The following is a 17,870-nucleotide window of genomic DNA, read 5'->3' on the forward strand; positions in this document are numbered from 1 at the left end:
CCCTCCGACCGACGCGAGGTCCGCATGTCCACCACCGCCGCTCGCACCGTGCTCACCGGGACGCCCGTCGTCCCCGGTGTGGTCCTCGGTCCCGTGGTCCGCCCGTCCGGGGCGGTCCTCCTGCCCGCTGAGGCCTTCGACCCGCTGCCGGAGGCGGCGCGCGAGGAGGAGCGGGCACGCTTCACCGCGGCCGCCGAGGCCGTCGCCGGGCGCCTGGCCGAGCGCGCCGCGGCCGCGACCGGGATGACCGCCGAGGTGCTGTCGGCCACCGCCGGCATGGCCCGCGACCGCGGGCTGCTGGGTGCGGTCGAGCAGCGGATCGCCGCCGGTGTCCCCGCTGCCGTGGCCACCGTGCAGGCCGCGCAGCAGTTCGTCGACGTCTTCACCTCGCTGGGCGGCGTGATGGCCGAGCGGGTCACCGACGTGCGCGACGTGCGTGACCGCGTGGTCGCCGAGCTGACCGGCCAGGGTGAGCCCGGCGTCCCCTCGCCCGCGGAGCCCTCCGTCCTGCTGGCCGACGACCTGGCCCCCGCCGACACCGCCGGCCTCGACCCCGCGCGGATCGTCGGGCTGGCCACCCGCCTGGGCGGGACCACCAGCCACACCGCGATCATCGCCCGCCAGCTCGGCCTGCCCCTGGTCGTGGCGGTGGAGGGGCTCGACGGCGTCCCCGCCGGCGCGACGGTCCTCCTCGACGCCGAGGAGGGCTCGGTCACCGTCGACCCCGACCCGGAGGCCGCCGCCGGCCAGCTCGCCGCGGCCCGCCGGGCCGCGGAGGCCCTGGCCGGCTACACGGGGCCGGGCGCCACCCGCGACGGCGTGGCGGTCCCGGTGCTGGCCAACGTGCAGGACGGTGACGGCACGCGGGCCGCTCTGCGCGCACACGCCGAGGGGGTCGGCCTGTTCCGCACGGAGCTCGCCTTCCTCGGCCGGGCCGCCGAGCCGACCGTCGAGGAGCAGGCCGACGGCTACGCCGACGTCCTCGAGGCCGCGGCCGGCCGGCGGGTCGTCCTGCGCACCCTCGACGCCGGGTCGGACAAGCCACTGGAGTTCGCGACGCCGCCCGAGGAGGCCAACCCGGCGCTCGGCGTCCGCGGCCTGCGGGTGGCCCGCCGCGACCCCGGCCTGCTCGACCGCCAGCTCGACGCCGTCGCCGAGGCCGCCCGCCGCACCGGTGCCGCGCCGTGGGTGATGGCGCCCATGGTGGCCACCGAGGGCGAGGCCGCGGACTTCGCCGCCCGGGTGCGCGAGCGCGGCCTGGTGCCCGGCGTCATGGTCGAGGTGCCCTCGGCCGCGCTGCTGGCCGACCGGATGCTGCGGCACGTCGACTTCCTGTCCATCGGCACCAACGACCTGTCGCAGTACGCGCTGGCCGCCGACCGGCTCTCGGCCGACCTCGCCGACCTCACCGACCCGTGGCAGCCGGCCCTGCTGGCGCTGGTGGAGACGACGGCGGCGGCGGGCCGGCGGTCGGGCAAGCCGGTGGGCGTCTGCGGCGAGGCCGCGGCCGACCCGCTGCTCGCCTGCGTCCTGGTGGGGCTCGGCGTGACTTCGCTGTCGTGCGCCGGCTCGGCGGTCGCGGGTGTCGGCGCGCGCCTGGCCACCGCCGACCTCGCCGCCTGCCGGGAGGCCGCGGCGGCCGCCCTGGCCGCCGACGACCCCCGGACGGCGCGGGCCGCGGCGCGGGCGGTGTTGACCCGCGCCTGAGCGGCCGGCCCACCCCGACGGGTGAACGATCGTCGGACATCGAGTGACTCACCCTGGGATCCTTCGGAATACTCCGGTTCTCACCTGCTTTACTACGGGTGTAGGACGACGTACCGAAGAGGGAGACACGGACATGTCCATCGGGACCACCTGGCGGCGGCGTCGGCAGGCGGCTCGCACGCAGCGGGCCATCGACCGGGCCATCGCCCGCACCGGCAGCCCGGCGATGCGCGACGAGCTGCTCACCATGGCCAACAGCAGCTCGTTCTCCACGCGCGAGGTCTGAGGCCGCCGGCCTCCGCCCCCGCGCAGGCCTGATCCGCACGACCCCGGTCTGCACCCGCAGCCCGGGGTCGACTGCTGTCCGGGGTCCACTGCTGTCCGGGGTCCACTGCTGTCCGGGTCGACTGCCGCCCGGGGCCGGTCGGCTCCCTCCCGCGGGGGAGTCCGTGACGCGGCGCGCGCGGCCTCGCTCAACCCCGGACGGGCCCGTGCCGAAACTGCGGACGTGAGAGCAGCGCGGCCGGCGGACCGGACAGCATCCCCGGCAGAGGCCCGGGAGACGTCGGGCGCGACGACGGGCCTCGTCCTGGAGTACGTCCGCCAGCACGCCGGTGAGGCGGCGGTCGAGGACACCCTCCGCCGGGCCGGCGTGCCCTTCACCGCCGCCGAGCTGTCGCGGCCCTCGACCTGGACCAGCTACGACACGCGGATCCGCCTGTTCACCGCCGCCACCGAGGTGCTGGGTGATCCCGGCGTCATGTTCCGCATCGGCGCGGACTCGCTGCGCACCGGGATGAACTCCTCCGTCGTCGTGCTGGTGCGCGCCATGGGCTCACCGCGCCAGGTCTACGCCCGCCTGCCGCGCGCGGTCGCCAACTTCACCACCACCTCCACCATGGAGGTGGTCGAGTCCGACGCCACCTCGGCGACGCTGCGGTACCGGCTGCACGAGGGCTACGTCCACTCGCGGCTGGACTGCGACTACGCGCGCGGCCTGATCAGCATGGTGCCGGCCATCTTCGGCCTGCCGCCGGCCCGCGTCGTCCACGAGGAGTGCGAGTCCTCCGGCGCGGCGGCCTGCGTCTACCACCTCTCCTGGGACCGGCGGAGCCGCTGGTCGCGCCGGCGCGGCGGCCCGGCCTCGGCCGACCCGGAGCTGGCCGCCCTGCGCTCGCAGGTGCGCGGCCTGCAGGAGGCGGCCACCGACCTGGTCGACGGCGAGGACCTGGAGACCGTCCTGCGCCGCATCGTCGACCGCGCCGCCGCCGCGGTCCTCGCCCCCGCCTACCTGCTCGCCGTCTCCGCGCCGCACGGCGGCGCCCCCCTCGTGCACAGCTCCGGCCTCGACCCCGCCGAGGTGCCGCTGCTGGTGGCGCGGCTGCTCGCCGGGAACGACCTCGGGCCGGGCGCGGTGACCGTCGACGTCGCCTCCGCCCGCCGGACCCACGGCCGGCTGGCCGCCCTCAACCGGCCCGGCCAGGGGGGGCTCGGCGACGAGCGGGCGATGCTCGCCGCCTACGCCGGCCACGCGGCGGCCGCCCTCGACCTCGTCCTCGCCCTCGAGGACAGCCGGTCGGAGGCCCGCCGGGCCGGCGCCCTGCTCGACCTCGCCCACGACCTGGCCCAGGCGGCCGAGGCGCGGGAGATCTGCGAGGTGGTGGCCGGGGCGCTGCCCCGCATCGTCGGCTGCGGCAGCTCCGGCGTGCTGCTCTGGGACCCCGCCGCAGGCGTCCTGCGGGCGGCGGCCTGCGCCGGCCTGCCGCCCGAGCAGGAGGCGGTCCTGCGGACCGCGACCCTGCGGGCCGGCGACGTCCCCGAGGTCTTCGGCATCCTCACCGACCGCGAGCCGCGGGTCATCAGCGCCGTCGGCGCCAGCGCCCCCATGCGGGACCTGCTCGCCGCGCTCCTGCTGACCGACGTCGTCGCCGTCCCCCTCCTCGCCGGGACGACCTTCCTCGGGGTGGTCACCGCGAGCTGGGCCGACGGCGAGGTCAGCGGCGCCCTCGACGCCGACGTCCTGGCCCGGCTGCGAGGTGTGGGCGACCAGGCCTCCACCGCCCTGCAGAAGGCCCGGCTGCTCGAGACCGTCCGGCACCAGGCCAGCCACGACGCCCTGACCGGCCTGCCCAACCGCGTGCTGTTCCGCGAGCGGCTGGCCGACGCGCTCGCCGCCGCCGCCCCGTCCGGGTCCGTCGGCGTGCTGTTCTGCGACCTCGACCGGTTCAAGGCGGTCAACGACAGCCTCGGTCACGCCGCCGGCGACGAGCTGCTGCGGCAGGTGTCGGCGCGGTTGCGCGCCGCCGTCCGCCCCGGCGACACCGTCGGGCGGCTCAGCGGGGACGAGTTCGCGGTGCTGCTCCCGCGGCTGGCGTCCCCGTCGGACGCCCAGGCCGTCGTGGGCCGCGTGGCGGCGGCGTTCGCCGAGCCGTTCCGCCTCGACGGCATCCCGGTGCCCATGGGCACGAGCACCGGCGTCGCCGTGCACACCGGGTGCGGCGAGGACCCCTCGGCCACGGCCGAGCGGCTGCTGCGCGAGGCCGACACGGCGATGTACCGCCACAAGCACCGCGACCGCCCGCCGGCCCCGGCCCCCCGCCCCGCGGAGTAGCGCCCACTCGGGACGAGACCGCGTCCACGGCGGTCGTCCCGACTCCGGGGACGACCGTCAGCGCGTGCCGGTCACCAGGCGACGTCAGTCGCGGAGGCGGGCCCGGAGGGCGGCCTGCTCGCGGGCGCCGAAGCCGTGCTCCTCGAGCCAGCCGAGCGGCCCGCCGTGCCGCTCCCGCAGGATCTCCAGCAGCCGGCGCATGGTCTCCGCCCGCGGCGTGTGGACGGCGACCTCGCGGCGGGTCATGTCCTCGGCGTAGGTGGGCGACTGCCGCAGCTTGGCCACCAGCGCCTCGATGACCTCGGCGGTCATCGCGTAGTCGGCGACGATCTCCTCGTCGGGCACCCCGGCCGCGGCCAGCGCGAACATCGCGACGACGCCGGTCCGGTCCTTGCCGGCCGCGCAGTGCACGACCGCCGCGCCGTCCCCGGACGCGATCGTCCGCAGCGCGGCCAGCACGTTCTCGGGCCGGTGGTGCAGGTAGCCGAGGTAGGAGCGCACCGCCGGCGGCTCGACCTCGTCGGCCTCGGTGGTCTGCCGCGGGAGCACCGTCTCGGCCCAGTCGGCCGGCAGCTCGGGGACCTCGTCCTCCTCGACGGCGAAGACGTCGGTGTGGTGGCCCCGCTCGGGCAGCAGGCTGAAGTGGCGGTGCGTGACGCCCTCGACCCCGCGCAGCGGCCCGCGTCCCTCGAGCAGCACCTCGGCCGTCGTGCGCAGGTCGATGACGTCGCGCAGGTGCAGGTCCTCCACCAGGCGCCGGACGTCGTCGTCGCTGAGGGTCTGCAGGTTGTCGCTGCGCAGGACGCGGCCGAAGGCGGTCGTGCCACCGTCGGTGGTGGGCAGGCCGCCCAGGTCGCGCGTGTTCGTCGTGCCGTCGAGTCGCAGCCAGCGGCCGGTGCGCAGGTCGGAGGGGGTCGAGGTCACGCCCCGACGGTACGGCGCGCGGCCGGGGGGTGGCGGGACGGCCACGGGCGACCGGCGGACCCGGCCGGGGGCGGGGCGTCTCGTGTGGTGCGGCTCCACACCCTTACGAGTGGCTGTGGTGGGGACCGACATGGGCAGTGGCGAAGTGGCTCCCTACCGTGTGGTCCAGACCACGCCGGACGGGATCGTCCGGAGTACCCCGTGCACCGTCGCACACGCCGAGGAGCCACCCATGTCGCGTTCCCGCCACCGGTCCCGGACCGCCGTCCTCGCCACGGGGGCCGCGCTGGCCCTGTCGGTCGCCGCCTGCGGCAGCCCCACCGCCGCCTCCTCGGGAGGCGGCGGCGGGGAGTCCGGCGGGGAGGGCGACCCGATCCGCGTCGGGCTGGTGTACTCGGCCACCGGGCCGCTGGCCACCTACGGCGAGCAGTACCTGCAGGGCTTCGAGGCCGGCCTGGACTACGCCACCGACGGCTCGGGCGAGGTCGACGGCCGGACGATCGAGGTGGTCGAGCGCGACGACGCCGGAGACCCCGCCAAGGCCGTCGCCGAGGCGACCGACCTCATCGGTCAGGGCGTGCAGGTCCTCGCCGGCTCCACCGCCTCCGGTGTGGCCACCCAGGTCGCGCCGCTGGCCGAGCAGAACGACGTGCTGTTCATCTCCGGGCCCGCCGCCACCGACGCCGTCACCGGGGTCAACGACAACACCTTCCGCTCCGGCCGGCAGACCTACCAGGACATCCTCACCGCGGAGTCCTTCATCGGGGACGCGCAGGGGAAGACCGTGCTGGTCTTCGCCCAGGACAGCGCGTTCGGGCAGGCCAACGTCGGTGCCGTCACCGCCGTCCTCGGCGGGGCGGGCGCCACGGTCACCCCGCTGCTGGTCCCGGCCAGCGCCACCGACCTCACCCCCTTCGCCTCGCAGGCCCGGGACGCCGGTGCCGACCTGGTCTTCGTCGCCTGGGCGGGGGAGACCGCGCCGGCCATGTGGCAGGCGATGGGCCAGCAGGGCGTCCTGGACTCGACGACGGTCGTCACCGGCCTCGACATCCGCGCCAGCTACGCCACCTACGGCGCCCAGGCCACGCAGATCGACTACCTCTCGCACTACTTCGCCGAGGCCGCCGACAACGAGGTCAGCCAGGCGATGACCGAGCGGGTCGAGGAGGCCGGCGGCACCGTCGACCTGTTCACCCCCGACGGCTTCACCGCCGCCCAGATGGTCGTGCGCGCGCTCCAGGAGGGTGGTGACGACGTCAGCGCGATGATCGACGCGCTCGAGGGCTGGCAGTTCGACGGCGTCAAGGGCCAGCTGACCATCCGCGAGGAGGACCACGCGCTCCTGCAGCCGATGTTCCAGGCGCGGCTGGAGGAGCAGGGCGGCGAGCTCGTCCCGGTCGTCGTCGACACCCTCGACCCGGAGGCCACCGCGCCGCCGGTCGCCACCGCCTGACCGGTCCGGCGAGGACGGCGAGCGTGACCACCTCCCTCCCCGCCCCGGCACCGGCCGCCCGCCCCGCGGGCGAGCCGGTGCTGCGGGTGGCCGGCCTGACCTGCGCCATCGGCGGCGCGGTCATCGTCTCCGACGTCTCCCTCGACGTCGCCCCCGGCGAGTTCGTCGCCGTCATCGGCCCGAACGGGGCGGGCAAGACCTCGCTGTTCAACCTGCTCTCGGGCCTGCTCCCGGTCACCTCCGGGACGATCACCCTCGACGGCACGGACGTCACCGCGGCCAGCCCGGCCGCGCGGGCCCGCCGCGGCCTGGGCCGGACCTTCCAGTCCTCGTCGGTGTTCGCGGGCCTCGGCGTCCGGGAGAACGTGCGCCTGGCCGCGCAGGCCCGCCTCGGCGGCAGCCTGCGCCCGTGGCAGCGGGTGCGACCCTCCGACCGGGCCTTCGAGGTGGCCGAGCGGGCGCTCGGCCGCGTGGGTCTCGCCGCCCGCGGCGACGCGCTCGCCGGGTCCCTCTCCCACGGCGACAAGCGCAAGCTCGAGCTGGCGATCCTGCTGGCCACCGACCCCGCCGTCGTGCTGCTCGACGAGCCGATGGCCGGGGTCAGCACCGAGGAGGTCGGCGGCCTCACGCAGGTCATCGCCGACGTCCACCGCGAGGAGGGCCGGACGGTGCTGATGGTCGAGCACCACATGGACGTGCTGCTGGGCCTCGCCGACCGGGTCGCGGTCATGCACCACGGCTCGCTGCTCGCACTCGACACCCCCGCGCGGGTCACGGCCGACCCCGCCGTCCAGGAGGCCTACCTGGGGGACCAGCTGTGAGCGCCGACCGGCCGGTGCTGCTCCGGCTGTCCGACGTGCACGTGCGGCTGTCGGGGTCGCACGTCCTGCAGGGGGTGGACCTCACCGTCCGCCGCGGCGGGGTGACCGCGCTGCTGGGCCGCAACGGTGCCGGCAAGACGACGACGGTCAAGTCGGTGCTGGGGCTGGTGCCCTCGACCGGCACGATCGAGCTGACCGACGCCGGCGGGCGGGTGCACCGGCTCTCGGGCCGGCGCACCCACGAGGTGGTCCGGCTCGGCGTCGGCTACGCGCCCGAGGACCGCGAGGTCTTCGGCGGGCTGACGGTGGCCGAGAACCTCACGCTGGCCGAGCGGCGGGACTCCGCGCACCACCCCGACCGCGTGTACGAGCTGTTCCCCGAGCTCGCGAAGCGCAGCCGGCAGCTGGCCGGGACGCTCTCGGGCGGCCAGCAGCAGATGGTGGCCATCGCCCGGCTGCTGCTCAACGACAACCAGCTGCTGCTCGTGGACGAGCCGACCAAGGGCCTGGCGCCGCTGCTGGTGGCCGAGGTCGCCGACGTGCTCGCCCGGGTCGCCGAGGAGGTGACGGTGCTGCTCGTCGAGCAGAACCTGTCCGTGGTGCGCCGCATGGCCACCGACGCCGTCGTCGTCGACCAGGGGCGGGCGGTGTGGAGCGGCTCGGCGACCGAGCTCATGGCCGACGCCGACCGCACCCGCGAGCTGCTGGGCGTCGCCACGAGCGGAGGTGCGCACGCATGAGCACGGTCGTGCTCCTCACCGTCACGGGACTGGGCCTGGCGGCGCTGTACTTCCTCGTCGCCTCGGGCCTCTCGCTGATCTTCGGGCTGATGGGCGTGCTCAACTTCGCCCACGGCGCGTTCCTCACCATCGGCGCCTACGGCACCTGGTGGGCCTCGGAGAACCTGCCCGGCGCCGGGTCGGGCGGATGGGGCTTCGCCCTCGCCGTCGCCTTCGGGGTCGCCGTCGGCACGGTCGTCGCCGCGCTGATCGAGCTGCTGCTCATCCGCCCGCTCTACGAGCGGCACATCGAGCAGGTGCTGGTCACCGTGGGCCTGAGCCTGGCGCTGGTCGCGCTCGTGCGGGCCATCTGGGGCGCCGACCCGCGGCCGTTCCCCGCGCCGGCGTGGGCCGAGGACACGACGTCGGTGCTCGGGGCCAGCGTGCCCAACGACCGGTTCCTGCTGATCGGCAGCGCCGTGGTCGTGCTGCTCGCGGTGCTGGCCTTCCTCCGCTACACCCGCTTCGGCCTGGTCATCCGCGCCGGCGTGGAGAACCGGTCGATGGTCACGGCGCTCGGCATCGACGTCCGGCGGGCGTTCACGCTGGTCTTCGCCCTGGGCGGCGCGTTCGCGGCCCTGGCCGGCGCGCTCGGCGGCGTCTACCTCGGCTCGATCTCGCCGGGCCAGGGCACCTCGCTGCTGATCTTCGCCTTCATCGTCGTCGTCATCGGCGGGATGAGCTCGATCACCGGCGCCGCGGTGGCCGCGGTCCTCGTCGGGCTGGTGCAGCAGTTCGCCAACTACTACGCGGCCAGCGGGGTGGGCGACCTGTCGGTCGTCCTGCTGCTCGCCGTCGTCCTGCTGACCCGCCCGGGCGGGCTGACTGCGAGGGTGGCATGAGCCGGAAGCTGACGCGGCTGGCGCCGCTGGTCGTGCTCGTCGTCCTGGCGGTGCTGCCGTTCTCGACGCTGCAGGTGCCGGGCCTGTTCGACGGCGTCCTCAACAGCCCGGGCACCCTGCAGCTGCTGGCGCTGTGCCTGCTCTTCGGGGGGGTCGCGCTGTCCTACGACCTGCTGTTCGGTTTCACCGGCCTGCTGTCGTTCGGGCACGCGCTCTACTTCGCGGCCGGCACCTACGTGGCCAACCTGGCGCTCACCCAGCTCGGCTGGGGCCTGGGGGCGGCACTGGCGCTGACCACGGCGGTGGGCGTCGTGCTGCCGCTGCTGGTCGGTGGGGTGGCGCTGCGGGTGTCGGGCATCGCCTTCTCGATGGTCACGCTGGCCATCGCGCAGGTCGGGTCGATCGTGGTGCTGCGCGACCCCGGCGGCCTGACCGGCGGTGAGGAGGGCCTGGCGCTGGACCGCTCGAACGTGCCCGACGCGTTCGTCGGCGTCCTCAACACCGTCAACCTCTACTGGCTGGCGCTGGCCTACCTGGCCCTCGTCTACGTGGTCGTGGCGTGGGTGACCGGCTCGCGGGCCGGGCGGGTGTGGCAGGCGATCCGGGAGAACGAGCGCCGCGTCGAGGTGCTGGGACTGCGGCCCTACCCGTTCAAGCTCGTCGTCTTCGCCCTCGCCGGGCTGCTCGCCGCGCTCGGCGGGGTGGTGCACCTGCTGCTGCTCGGCGGGTCCACCCCCCGCACGACGACCGCCGACTTCACCCTCGGCCTGCTGGTGATGGTCGTGCTCGGCGGTGCGGGCAGCCGCTGGGGGGCGGTGCTCGGCGGCGTGCTCTACACCTACCTCGACAGCCGGCTCACCGACCTGGCGTCCTCGGCCGCGGTGCAGGACCTGCCGGCGTGGCTGCGGGTGCCGCTGTCGGAGCCGCTGTTCCTGCTCGGGTCGCTGTTCGTGCTGGTCGTCTTCTTCGTCCCGGGCGGCATCGCGGGCCTGGTCGCCCGGCTGCGCGAGCGCCGCGCCGGCCGCCGTCCCGGCGCACCGGCCGGCGGGGCCACGCCGCCGCCGGGCCGGGTGGTGGAGCAGCTGCGGGAGACGGCGTCGCGCGGGGTGGGCGTCGGCGCGGGCGGCCCCCGCGACGGCGTCTGAGCCCGACGCCGCACACCACCAGGTGAGCTGATCGTGCGGCGTCCTGGCTCACCGTCGGCGGTGAGCCAGGACGCGCCACGGTGAGCCAGGACGCCGCGCCGGGGTGACCAGGACGCGCTGGGGTGACCAGGGCGCCGCGCGGTGCGCTAGGGCGCGAGCAGGGCGTCGCAGACGTCGACGAGGCGCTGCCGCAGCGGAACGGCGCGGTCGGCGAACCCCCGCTGGGCGACGACGTAGGCGGCCTTGCCCTCCGGCGTCTCGATCGGCACCGGTGCGTAGCCGTGGTCGCGCAGGTCGTAGGGCGAGGCCCGCATGTCGAGCTCGCGCACCTCGACGGCGAGCGCGAAGCAGTCGGCGACGAGCTCGCCGGGCACCGCGGGGGAGAGCTTGTAGGCCCACTTGTAGAGGTCCATCGTCGCGTGCAGGCAGCCGGGCTGCTCCATCGCGACCTGCGTCTCCCGCGTCGGCCGCAGCCGGTTGAACCCGACGGCCGACGGCGTGAAGAACCGGAACGCGTCGAAGTGGCTGCACCGGATCGGGTGCGACTCCACGACGGCGTCGGTGCCCGCCTGTCCCAGCCGCAGCGGGACCGCGTGCCGCCGCTCGCCGGCGCGGTGCACCATGGCCCACTCGTGCAGCCCGAAGCAGCCGGTGTGCGCCGGCCGCGACGCCGTGGCGGCCAGGAGGTCCCGCACGAACCGCACCGTGGGCGCGCGCTCGGCCAGGTAGGAGCCGACGTCGAGGCGGACCGACCCGTCGTCGCCGGTCGCGTACCAGCGCCACGCGGCGTGCGGCGCCGGGCCGTCCGCCGACGGCGCGAGCGCGACGCCGGGGCCCGGGTGCCAGCGCCGCAGCCGCGACGGCGTCTCGGAGTAGTAGGTGAAGAGGAAGTCGAGCACCGGGTGCGACTCCCCGCGCCGGCGCCGCTCGCCGTGCGGCGCCGTCCACCGCTCGACGCGCGCCCCGTGCGCGGCCGCCCGTGCCGTCCACTCGGCCGCCGGCAGGCAGGGGAGGACGGTGGTCACCGGACCAGGGTAGGAGGGACCTCGGGACCTACCGGCAGGGTCCGCGCGGTCCCACGCTGGGCCTCCCGACCAGGAGGCGATCGCCGTGGCCGACGAGACGAGGACCGCCCACCGGCCCCTGCTGTGCCGCATCGGGTTGCACGCCTACGTGCAGCGGCGTCCCGACGACGAGCGGCTGCGCGGACCGGACCACAAGGTCTGCCGCCGCTGCGGGAAGCGCTCCGACATCGTCAACACCATCGTCCCGCCGGGGGTCGCGGGCTGAACGCTCAGGCCTCGCCGGCGGACGTCAGCCGGTGCAGCCGCAGCGCCAGCTGGACCTCCAGCGCGCGCTCGGGCGCCGACCAGTCCCGGCCCAGCAGCCGGGCGACCCGGTCCAGCCGCTGGGTGACGGTGTTGACGTGGACGTTGAGCACCTCGGCGGCGCGGGCGGGGGAGCCGCCGGTGTCGAACCACGCCCGCAGGGTGGCCACCAGGTCGGTGCCGCGGCGCGCGTCGTAGTCGAGCACCGGCGCCAGCGTGGCCGTGACGAACCCGGGCACGTCGCGGCCCTCGCCCACCAGCAGGCCGACGAAGCCCAGCTCGCCGGCGCTGGCCGACTGGCCGGCGCGGCCGAGGGCCTCCAGCGTGGAGGCGCACCGCCGGGCCTCGGCCTCCGCGCCGGCCACCGCGGCCGGGCCGTGCGCCGGACCCGCACCGCCGGCGGTGACCGGCCGCCCGACCGCGGCGGAGACCTCCCTGCACACCAGCGCCGCGGCGTCGCCCGGCGCCAGGTCGGGCAGGCAGAGGACGACGCGGCCGTCGCGGATCCCGGCCAGCCCGGCCCGCGTGGCGGCCAGGTGGGCCGCGGCGGCCAGCGCCCGCCCGCGGCAGCGCTCCTCCACGCGGACGACGACCACCGCCTGCGGCCGGTCGAGGTCGGCGCCCAGCCGGCGGGCCCGCTCCCGCAGGCCGTCGGGGTCGCGCAGCGGCCCGGTGAGCAGCTCGTCGAGCAGTTCGCCGCGCACCCGCCCCTCGGCCTCGCTGGCGGTGCGCCGGATGAGCAGCAGCAGCGCGGTGACCAGCGCCGCCCGCTCGAGGATGCGCTGGTCGGCGTCGGACAGGTCGCCGGCGCGCTGCAGCACCAGGCCGCCGAGCAGGTCGCTGCCCACCGTCACCGCCGCGGTCCACCACTCGCCGTCGCCCACGGTGCGCCCGGTCGACCGGGCCAGGCCCAGCGCGGCGGCCGGGTCGGGAGGGAGCGCACTGCCCGGGACGTCGGGGGGCGTGGGCCTGCCCTCCTCGTCGAGCACGGTGATCCGCCCGCCGAGGGCCTCGGTCACCGCGGCCGCCACGCCCTCGACGCCGCCGCCGCGCAGCACGACGTCGATGAACCGGTCGTGCGCCCCCGCGGCCCGCTCGACCGACTCGGTGTGCGCCCGCAGCTCGCGGGTGGCCGCCGACAGCTCGTCGAGCGCCGTGCGGGTCTCCTCCAGCAGCCGGGCGTTGTCGATCGCGATCGCGGCGTGCGCGGCCAGTGAGCCGAGCAGCGCCACCTCGGAGCGGTCGAAGGTCCGCTCGGTGCGGTCGGCGGCGTAGAGGACGCCGATGACCTGCGACCCGCGGATCAGCGGCACCCCGAGGATGGCGACCAGGCCCTCCTCGCGGACGCCGCCGTTGATGTCGTCGGTGTGGTGGAACCGGGCGTCGGTGAAGTAGCTCGCCGTCGCGTACGGAGCGGCGGTCTGGGCGACCAGCCCGCCCAGGCCCTCGCCCATGGGCAGCCGCAGCGCCTGGAACCGGGCCGAGACCGAGCCGTCGGTGACGCGCATGTACGTGTCGCCGTGCGCGTCGTCGTTGAGCGTCAGGTAGGAGACGTCGGTGCCGAGCAGCTGGCGGGCGCGGCGGACGATCGCGGTGAGGACGGAGTCGACGCCGCGCAGCGTGGCCAGGTCGCTCGCCGTGTCGAACAGCGCCGACAGCTCCGACTCGCGGCGCCGGCGGGCGGCGAAGGCGGCGCGCACCTGCAGCGCCAGCAGCCGCACCCGCTCCAGCTCGGCGAGGGTGTCGGGGTCGGCGCCGCCGGCGCGGGCGCGCACCAGCGGGCCCTCGTACTCGATGGCCGCGGCGTCGTCGAGGACGAGCTGCAGGTACTCGGCGGCGGCGGAGGGGACCCGCGGCGCGCGCCCGGGACCGTCGGCGGGCAGGGCGGCGGGCCGGCTCACGACCGGCATCCTCCCCGGCCGCGTCAGTGGGCGGTCCACCCGCCGTCCATCCGCAGCGAGGTGCCGGTGACCGAGGCCGCGGCGGGCGAGCAGAGCCAGGCGACGGCGTCGGCGACCTCGGCGGGCTCGATGAGCCGCTTGAGCGCCGCGGGGGCGAGCATCACCTGCTCGACCACCTCGTCCTCGGAGATCCCGTGGGTGCGCGCCTGGTCGGCGATCTGCCCCTCGACCAGCGGGGTGCGCACGTAGGCCGGGGCCACGCAGTTCGACGTCACGCCGTGGGCGGCGCCCTCGAGCGCGACCACCTTCGACAGCCCCTCGAGCGCGTGCTTGGCCGTCACGTAGGCGGACTTGAAGGGCGAGGCCCGGTGCCCGTGCACCGAGCTGACGTTCACCACCCGCCCCCAGCCCCGGCCGTACATGTGCGGCAGCGCGCCCCGGACCAGCCGGAACGGCGCCTCGACCATGAGCCGCTGGATGGTGGAGAAGACCTCGACGGGGAACTCGTGCAGCGGCGCGACGTGCTGGAAGCCGGCGTTGTTGACCAGGACGTCGACGTCGAGGTCGAGCGCGTCGACGGCGGCAAGGTCGGACAGGTCGACGGCGACCGCGCTGCCGCCGACGGTGCGCGCGACCTCCTCGGCCGCCGCGCCGTCCCGGTCGACCACGACCACCTCGGCGCCGGCCTCCGCCAGCCGCGAGGCGACCGCCCGCCCGATGCCCGAGCCGCCACCGGTCACCATCGCCCGCCGCCCCGTGAGGTCCTCCGCGCCCATGGCCGGGACGGTAGGCCGAGCCGGCGGCACCTGTCACGGCCCCGGGCCACACAGCTGACGCCGCGGGGATGGGCGCCGGCCACACCCGCCCTCGACCGCCCGGCGGACACGGAGTTCCGGTCCGGCATGGATCCGGACCACATGAGCCCGATCACAGGACTGGTCCCGGGCACATGGGCAGTCCCGCCGGACCTCCCTAGCGTCGACGCGGAACCACCCCGCCCACCGAGGAGACCCGCATGTCCGCACCCAGCCCGACGCCCCGGGGTCGGAGCTTCGGCCGCGTCGTCGGCGCGAGCATCATCGGCACCACCGTCGAGTGGTACGACTTCTTCCTCTACGGCTCGGCCGCCGCGCTCGTGTTCAGCGACCTGTTCTTCCCGGAGTCCTCCGACTTCGCGGGCGTCCTGCTCGCGTTCGGGACCTACGCGATCGGCTTCGCGGCCCGCCCGATCGGCGCCCTCGTCTTCGGCCACTTCGGTGACCGGATGGGACGCAAGAAGCTGCTGGTCGTGTCGCTGCTCATGATGGGCGGCGCCACCTTCGCGATCGGCCTGCTGCCCACCTACGCCACCGTCGGGGTGCTGGCGCCGCTGCTGCTGGTGGTCCTGCGGCTGGTGCAGGGCTTCGCCCTCGGCGGCGAGTGGGGCGGCGCCGTGCTCATCGTCTCCGAGCACGGCAGGCCCGAGCACCGCGGCTTCTGGGCCTCCTGGCCGCAGGCCGGGGCCCCGGCCGGACAGCTGCTGTCGACGGCGGTGCTGGCGCTGCTGGCGGCCTTCCAGTCCGACGAGGCGTTCGCCGCCTGGGGCTGGCGCATCCCGTTCCTGCTCTCGGCCGTGCTCATCCTCGTCGGCCTGTGGGTCCGGCTGGCGGTCAGCGAGTCGCCGGTGTTCCTGGAGGCGCAGCGCCTCGCCGAGGCGAAGGCCCGCGAGACCGGCGCGGCCGAGGAGGCGCCGATCGCCGTCGTCCTCAAGCGCTACAAGCGCGAGGTGCTCGTGGCGATGGGCGCCCGCATCGCCGAGAACGTGTCCTTCTACGTGCTGACGGCGTTCACCACCGCCTACCTGACCAAGGCGCTCGGCCTGGACTCCTCGTTCGCGCTCAACGCACTGCTCGTGGGCTCGGCCGTGCACCTGGTGACCATCCCGCTGTGGGGTGCGCTGTCCGACCGTGTCGGCCGGCGGCCGGTCTACCTGCTCGGCGCCACCGGCATCGGGCTGTGGTCGTTCGCCCTGTTCGGGCTCTACGACACCGGCAGCTTCTGGCTGGTCGTCCTCGGCCTGGTCGTGGGCTTCCTGTTCCACGGCGCCATGTACGGCCCGCAGGCCGCCTTCTTCGCCGAGCTCTTCGGCACCAAGGCCCGCTACACCGGCGTCTCCGTGGGGGCGCAGCTCGCCTCGGTCATCGCCGGTGCCCCGGCTCCCCTGATCGCCGTCGCGCTGCTGGGCAGCTTCCAGGAGCCCAGCCCCGGGCGGGTGGCCCTGTACGTGGCCGTCTGCGCCGCGGTGACGCTCGTGGCGGTGCTCTCCTACGGCGAGACCCGGATCCGCGACCTCGGTGCCGACGACGCCGTCGAGCCGAAGGGCGGGCGGGCCGCCAGCCGGGTCTGACGCGGGCCCGCTCCCCACGGGGCACCCCTGACACGTGTCAGGGGTGCCCCGTGCGCACGTCCGGACAGGTCGTGAGGGACGGCACCTGTGCCGGGCCCGGTCCGGCGGGAGCGTGGGGACGTGCCCCGGAGGACCGGCCCGGCACGGGCCGGCGGGGCACGAGGAGGAGACCCCGTGCAGCTCACCCGCCTCCGCACCGACGTCCGCACCCGCGTCGGCGCCGGCAGCCCCGTCGTCGAGGTCACCGACCTGCGGCGCCGCTACGGCGACGTCGAGGCCGTCCGCGGCATCAGCTTCGAGGTCCACCCCGGCGAGGTCTTCGCGCTCCTCGGCGTCAACGGCGCCGGCAAGACCTCCGCCCTGGAGGTGCTCGAGGGGCTGGCCCCGGCCTCCGGCGGCACCGTCCGCGTGCTCGGCGCCGACCCCGTGACCGAGCGCGCCGCCGTCCGCCCGCACCTCGGCGTGCTCCTGCAGTCCAGCGGCCTGCCCGCCGACCTCACCGTGCGGGAGACGGTCCGCCTGTGGGGCGCGACCCTCACCGGCGCCCGGCCCGAGGACGAGGCGCTCGCCCAGGTCGGCCTCGCCGGCCGCGCCGAGGTCCGCGTGCGCAGCCTCTCCGGCGGCGAGCGGCGCCGCCTCGACCTCACCCTGGCGCTGCTCGGCTCCCCGCGGGTCGTCGTCCTCGACGAGCCCACCACGGGCCTGGACCCCGAGAGCCGGCGCACGGTGTGGGAGCTGGTCCGGCGGCGGGTGGCCGAGGGCGCCGCCGTCGTCCTCACCACCCACCACCTCGAGGAGGCCGAGGAGCTCGCCGACCGGATCGCGGTCATGCGGGCCGGCCGCGTCGTCCTCTCCGGGACCGCGGCCGAGATCGCCGCCACGCAGCCGGCGACCATCCGGTTCACGCTGCCGGCCGGCGGGCCCCCGCTGCCGGCCGTCCCGGGCGCCGAGGTGGTGTCCGGGGCGCCCCGGGTGGTGCTGCACACCCGCGCGCTGCAGCCGGTGCTCACCAGCCTGCTGGCCTGGGCCGACGCGCACGGGCTCGTCCTCGGCGGGCTGCAGGCCCGCGCCGCGTCCCTCGAGCAGGCCTTCCTCGCCGTCGCCGACGGCTCCGACCCGTCCTGACCACCTCCCGTCCCGAGGAGCTCTCCCGATGACCACCCTGTCCGCCCCCGCGGCCGCGCCGTCCCGGCTGCGTCGCACGCTCGCCCTGGCCGGCGCGGAGACCCGGCTGCTGCTGCGCAACCGCACCGCCGTCGTCAACTCGGTGCTGCTGCCGCTGGTCCTCGTCGCCTTCGTGCCCGTCGCCGGGCTCGGCGGCGACGGCCCGCTCGGCCCGCGCCTGGCCGTCACCGCGTTCGCCGTGACGCTGGTCTTCCTCACCTACTACAACCTCGTGACCACCTACGTCGCGCGCCGCGAGGAGCTGGTCCTGCAGCGGATGCGCAGCGGTGAGCTCACCCCCGGCGAGGTGCTGCTGGGCACCGCCACCCCGACCCTGCTCGTGACGGTCGTGCAGGTGGTCCTGGTCCTCGCCGGCACCGCGGTGATCGGGGAGTGGTCGGCACCCGCCGACGTCGTGCTGCCGCTGCTGGCCCTGGTCGGCGGGACGGCGCTCATGACGCTGCTGGCCGCGGCGAGCACGTCGTTCACGCGCACCGCCGAGAGCGCGCAGATCACCACGCTGCCCCTGGTGGTGCTGGCGTCGGTCACCTCGGGCGTGGTCGTCCCGCTGAGCGCCTTCCCCGACCAGGTCGCGCAGGTGGTGCGGCTGACGCCGATCGAGCCGATCGTGGAGCTCGCCCGGCTGGGCCTGGTCGGGCAGACCTGGGACGGCCGGTCGGTCGACTGGGCCGGCGCCTGGGCCGCCGCGCCGCAGCCGCTGCTGGTCCTCGCCGCCTGGATCGCGCTCGCCGCCGTCGTGGCGCCCCGGGTGTTCCGGTGGGCGCCCCGCCGGTGAGCGGTACGGCCCG

At 76.1% G+C, this 17,870-nt stretch carries 16 protein-coding genes; 12 read left to right on the plus strand and 4 right to left on the minus strand.

The features are described 5' to 3' along the window. Positions 1-24 precede the first annotated feature (24 nt). From JD79_RS07885 to JD79_RS24215, 3 genes are all read left to right on the plus strand, one after another. Entirely contained in the window at positions 25-1,707 is a 1,683-nt protein-coding gene (locus JD79_RS07885; protein ID WP_110005073.1) for a putative PEP-binding protein, read from the plus strand. A gap of 133 nt (positions 1,708-1,840) precedes the next feature. Further along, positions 1,841-1,993, plus strand: coding sequence for a hypothetical protein (locus JD79_RS22515; protein WP_170149147.1), 153 nt, complete (start codon positions 1,841-1,843; stop codon positions 1,991-1,993). A 222-nt stretch (positions 1,994-2,215) separates the two neighbouring features. Continuing rightward, positions 2,216-4,318, plus strand: coding sequence for a diguanylate cyclase domain-containing protein (locus tag JD79_RS24215; protein WP_110005074.1), 2,103 nt, complete (start codon positions 2,216-2,218; stop codon positions 4,316-4,318). Between the two features lie 84 nt (positions 4,319-4,402). Here JD79_RS24215 and JD79_RS07895 read toward each other — a convergent pair whose 3' ends face one another. After that, a complete protein-coding gene (locus tag JD79_RS07895) occupies positions 4,403-5,242 on the minus strand; it encodes a tyrosine-protein phosphatase (RefSeq protein ID WP_245899918.1) in 840 nt (279 codons plus the stop codon). Positions 5,243-5,474: 232 nt separating this feature from the next. On the opposite strand from JD79_RS07895, the gene JD79_RS07900 reads away from it, so the two are divergent. Genes JD79_RS07900 through JD79_RS07920 form a run of 5 tightly spaced genes read left to right on the plus strand, consistent with a single transcriptional unit; the run spans position 5,475 to position 10,282 of the window. Further along, positions 5,475-6,695, plus strand: a complete 1,221-nt coding sequence (locus tag JD79_RS07900; protein ID WP_110005076.1) for a substrate-binding domain-containing protein — start codon at positions 5,475-5,477, stop codon at positions 6,693-6,695. A gap of 23 nt (positions 6,696-6,718) precedes the next feature. Next, positions 6,719-7,516, plus strand: a complete 798-nt coding sequence (locus JD79_RS07905; RefSeq protein ID WP_211307904.1) for an ABC transporter ATP-binding protein — start codon at positions 6,719-6,721, stop codon at positions 7,514-7,516. Continuing rightward, positions 7,513-8,256 (plus strand): ABC transporter ATP-binding protein, encoded by a 744-nt coding sequence (locus JD79_RS07910; protein ID WP_110005077.1) that lies wholly within the window; start codon positions 7,513-7,515, stop codon positions 8,254-8,256. The genes JD79_RS07905 and JD79_RS07910 overlap by 4 nt, the downstream gene beginning before the upstream one ends. Then, positions 8,253-9,137, plus strand: coding sequence for a branched-chain amino acid ABC transporter permease (locus JD79_RS07915; protein WP_110005078.1), 885 nt, complete (start codon positions 8,253-8,255; stop codon positions 9,135-9,137). The genes JD79_RS07910 and JD79_RS07915 overlap by 4 nt, the downstream gene beginning before the upstream one ends. Next, positions 9,134-10,282 (plus strand): branched-chain amino acid ABC transporter permease, encoded by a 1,149-nt coding sequence (locus JD79_RS07920; RefSeq protein ID WP_110005079.1) that lies wholly within the window; start codon positions 9,134-9,136, stop codon positions 10,280-10,282. Before JD79_RS07915 ends, JD79_RS07920 begins: the two co-directional genes overlap by 4 nt. 146 nt (positions 10,283-10,428) lie before the next feature. Here the strand turns inward: JD79_RS07920 and JD79_RS07925 are convergent, their stop codons facing one another. Further along, positions 10,429-11,307 carry a 3-methyladenine DNA glycosylase gene (locus JD79_RS07925; protein WP_110005080.1) on the minus strand — a complete coding sequence of 293 codons (879 nt, stop codon included), beginning with the start codon at positions 11,305-11,307 and terminating at the stop codon, positions 10,429-10,431. 85 nt (positions 11,308-11,392) lie between these two features. On the opposite strand from JD79_RS07925, the gene JD79_RS07930 reads away from it, so the two are divergent. Continuing rightward, positions 11,393-11,572 (plus strand): hypothetical protein, encoded by a 180-nt coding sequence (locus JD79_RS07930; protein ID WP_110005081.1) that lies wholly within the window; start codon positions 11,393-11,395, stop codon positions 11,570-11,572. A 4-nt stretch (positions 11,573-11,576) separates the two neighbouring features. Here JD79_RS07930 and JD79_RS07935 read toward each other — a convergent pair whose 3' ends face one another. Together JD79_RS07935 and JD79_RS07940 are read right to left on the minus strand one after the other, a co-directional pair. Continuing rightward, positions 11,577-13,520 carry a helix-turn-helix domain-containing protein gene (locus tag JD79_RS07935; RefSeq protein WP_110005082.1) on the minus strand — a complete coding sequence of 648 codons (1,944 nt, stop codon included), beginning with the start codon at positions 13,518-13,520 and terminating at the stop codon, positions 11,577-11,579. Positions 13,521-13,534: 14 nt separating this feature from the next. Further along, positions 13,535-14,287, minus strand: coding sequence for a 3-hydroxybutyrate dehydrogenase (locus JD79_RS07940; RefSeq protein ID WP_110005083.1), 753 nt, complete (start codon positions 14,285-14,287; stop codon positions 13,535-13,537). Positions 14,288-14,526: 239 nt separating this feature from the next. Between JD79_RS07940 and JD79_RS07945 the strand changes: the two genes are divergently transcribed. From JD79_RS07945 to JD79_RS07955, 3 genes are all read left to right on the plus strand, one after another. Next, positions 14,527-15,897 carry an MFS transporter gene (locus JD79_RS07945; protein ID WP_110005084.1) on the plus strand — a complete coding sequence of 457 codons (1,371 nt, stop codon included), beginning with the start codon at positions 14,527-14,529 and terminating at the stop codon, positions 15,895-15,897. Positions 15,898-16,071: 174 nt separating this feature from the next. Then, a complete protein-coding gene (locus JD79_RS07950; RefSeq protein WP_110005085.1) occupies positions 16,072-17,022 on the plus strand; it encodes an ABC transporter ATP-binding protein in 951 nt (316 codons plus the stop codon). 28 nt (positions 17,023-17,050) lie between these two features. Then, a complete protein-coding gene (locus JD79_RS07955) occupies positions 17,051-17,857 on the plus strand; it encodes an ABC transporter permease (RefSeq protein WP_110005086.1) in 807 nt (268 codons plus the stop codon). Positions 17,858-17,870 lie beyond the last annotated feature (13 nt).

The organism is Geodermatophilus normandii (assembly GCF_003182485.1).
Lineage (GTDB): Bacteria > Actinomycetota > Actinomycetes > Mycobacteriales > Geodermatophilaceae > Geodermatophilus > Geodermatophilus normandii.

Excerpts from the sequence above, each read along its gene's own strand:
- JD79_RS07955 (WP_110005086.1), top strand. The coding sequence starts at position 17,051 with ATGACCACCCTGTCCGCCCCCGCGGCCGCGCCGTCCCGGCTGCGTCGC.
- JD79_RS07900 (WP_110005076.1), top strand. The coding sequence starts at position 5,475 with ATGTCGCGTTCCCGCCACCGGTCCCGGACCGCCGTCCTCGCCACGGGG.
- JD79_RS07915 (WP_110005078.1), top strand. The coding sequence starts at position 8,253 with ATGAGCACGGTCGTGCTCCTCACCGTCACGGGACTGGGCCTGGCGGCG.
- JD79_RS07935 (WP_110005082.1), bottom strand. The coding sequence starts at position 13,520 with ATGCCGGTCGTGAGCCGGCCCGCCGCCCTGCCCGCCGACGGTCCCGGG.
- JD79_RS07885 (WP_110005073.1), top strand. The coding sequence starts at position 25 with ATGTCCACCACCGCCGCTCGCACCGTGCTCACCGGGACGCCCGTCGTC.
- JD79_RS22515 (WP_170149147.1), top strand. The coding sequence starts at position 1,841 with ATGTCCATCGGGACCACCTGGCGGCGGCGTCGGCAGGCGGCTCGCACG.
- JD79_RS07940 (WP_110005083.1), bottom strand. The coding sequence starts at position 14,287 with ATGGGCGCGGAGGACCTCACGGGGCGGCGGGCGATGGTGACCGGTGGC.
- JD79_RS07920 (WP_110005079.1), top strand. The coding sequence starts at position 9,134 with ATGAGCCGGAAGCTGACGCGGCTGGCGCCGCTGGTCGTGCTCGTCGTC.
- JD79_RS07945 (WP_110005084.1), top strand. The coding sequence starts at position 14,527 with ATGTCCGCACCCAGCCCGACGCCCCGGGGTCGGAGCTTCGGCCGCGTC.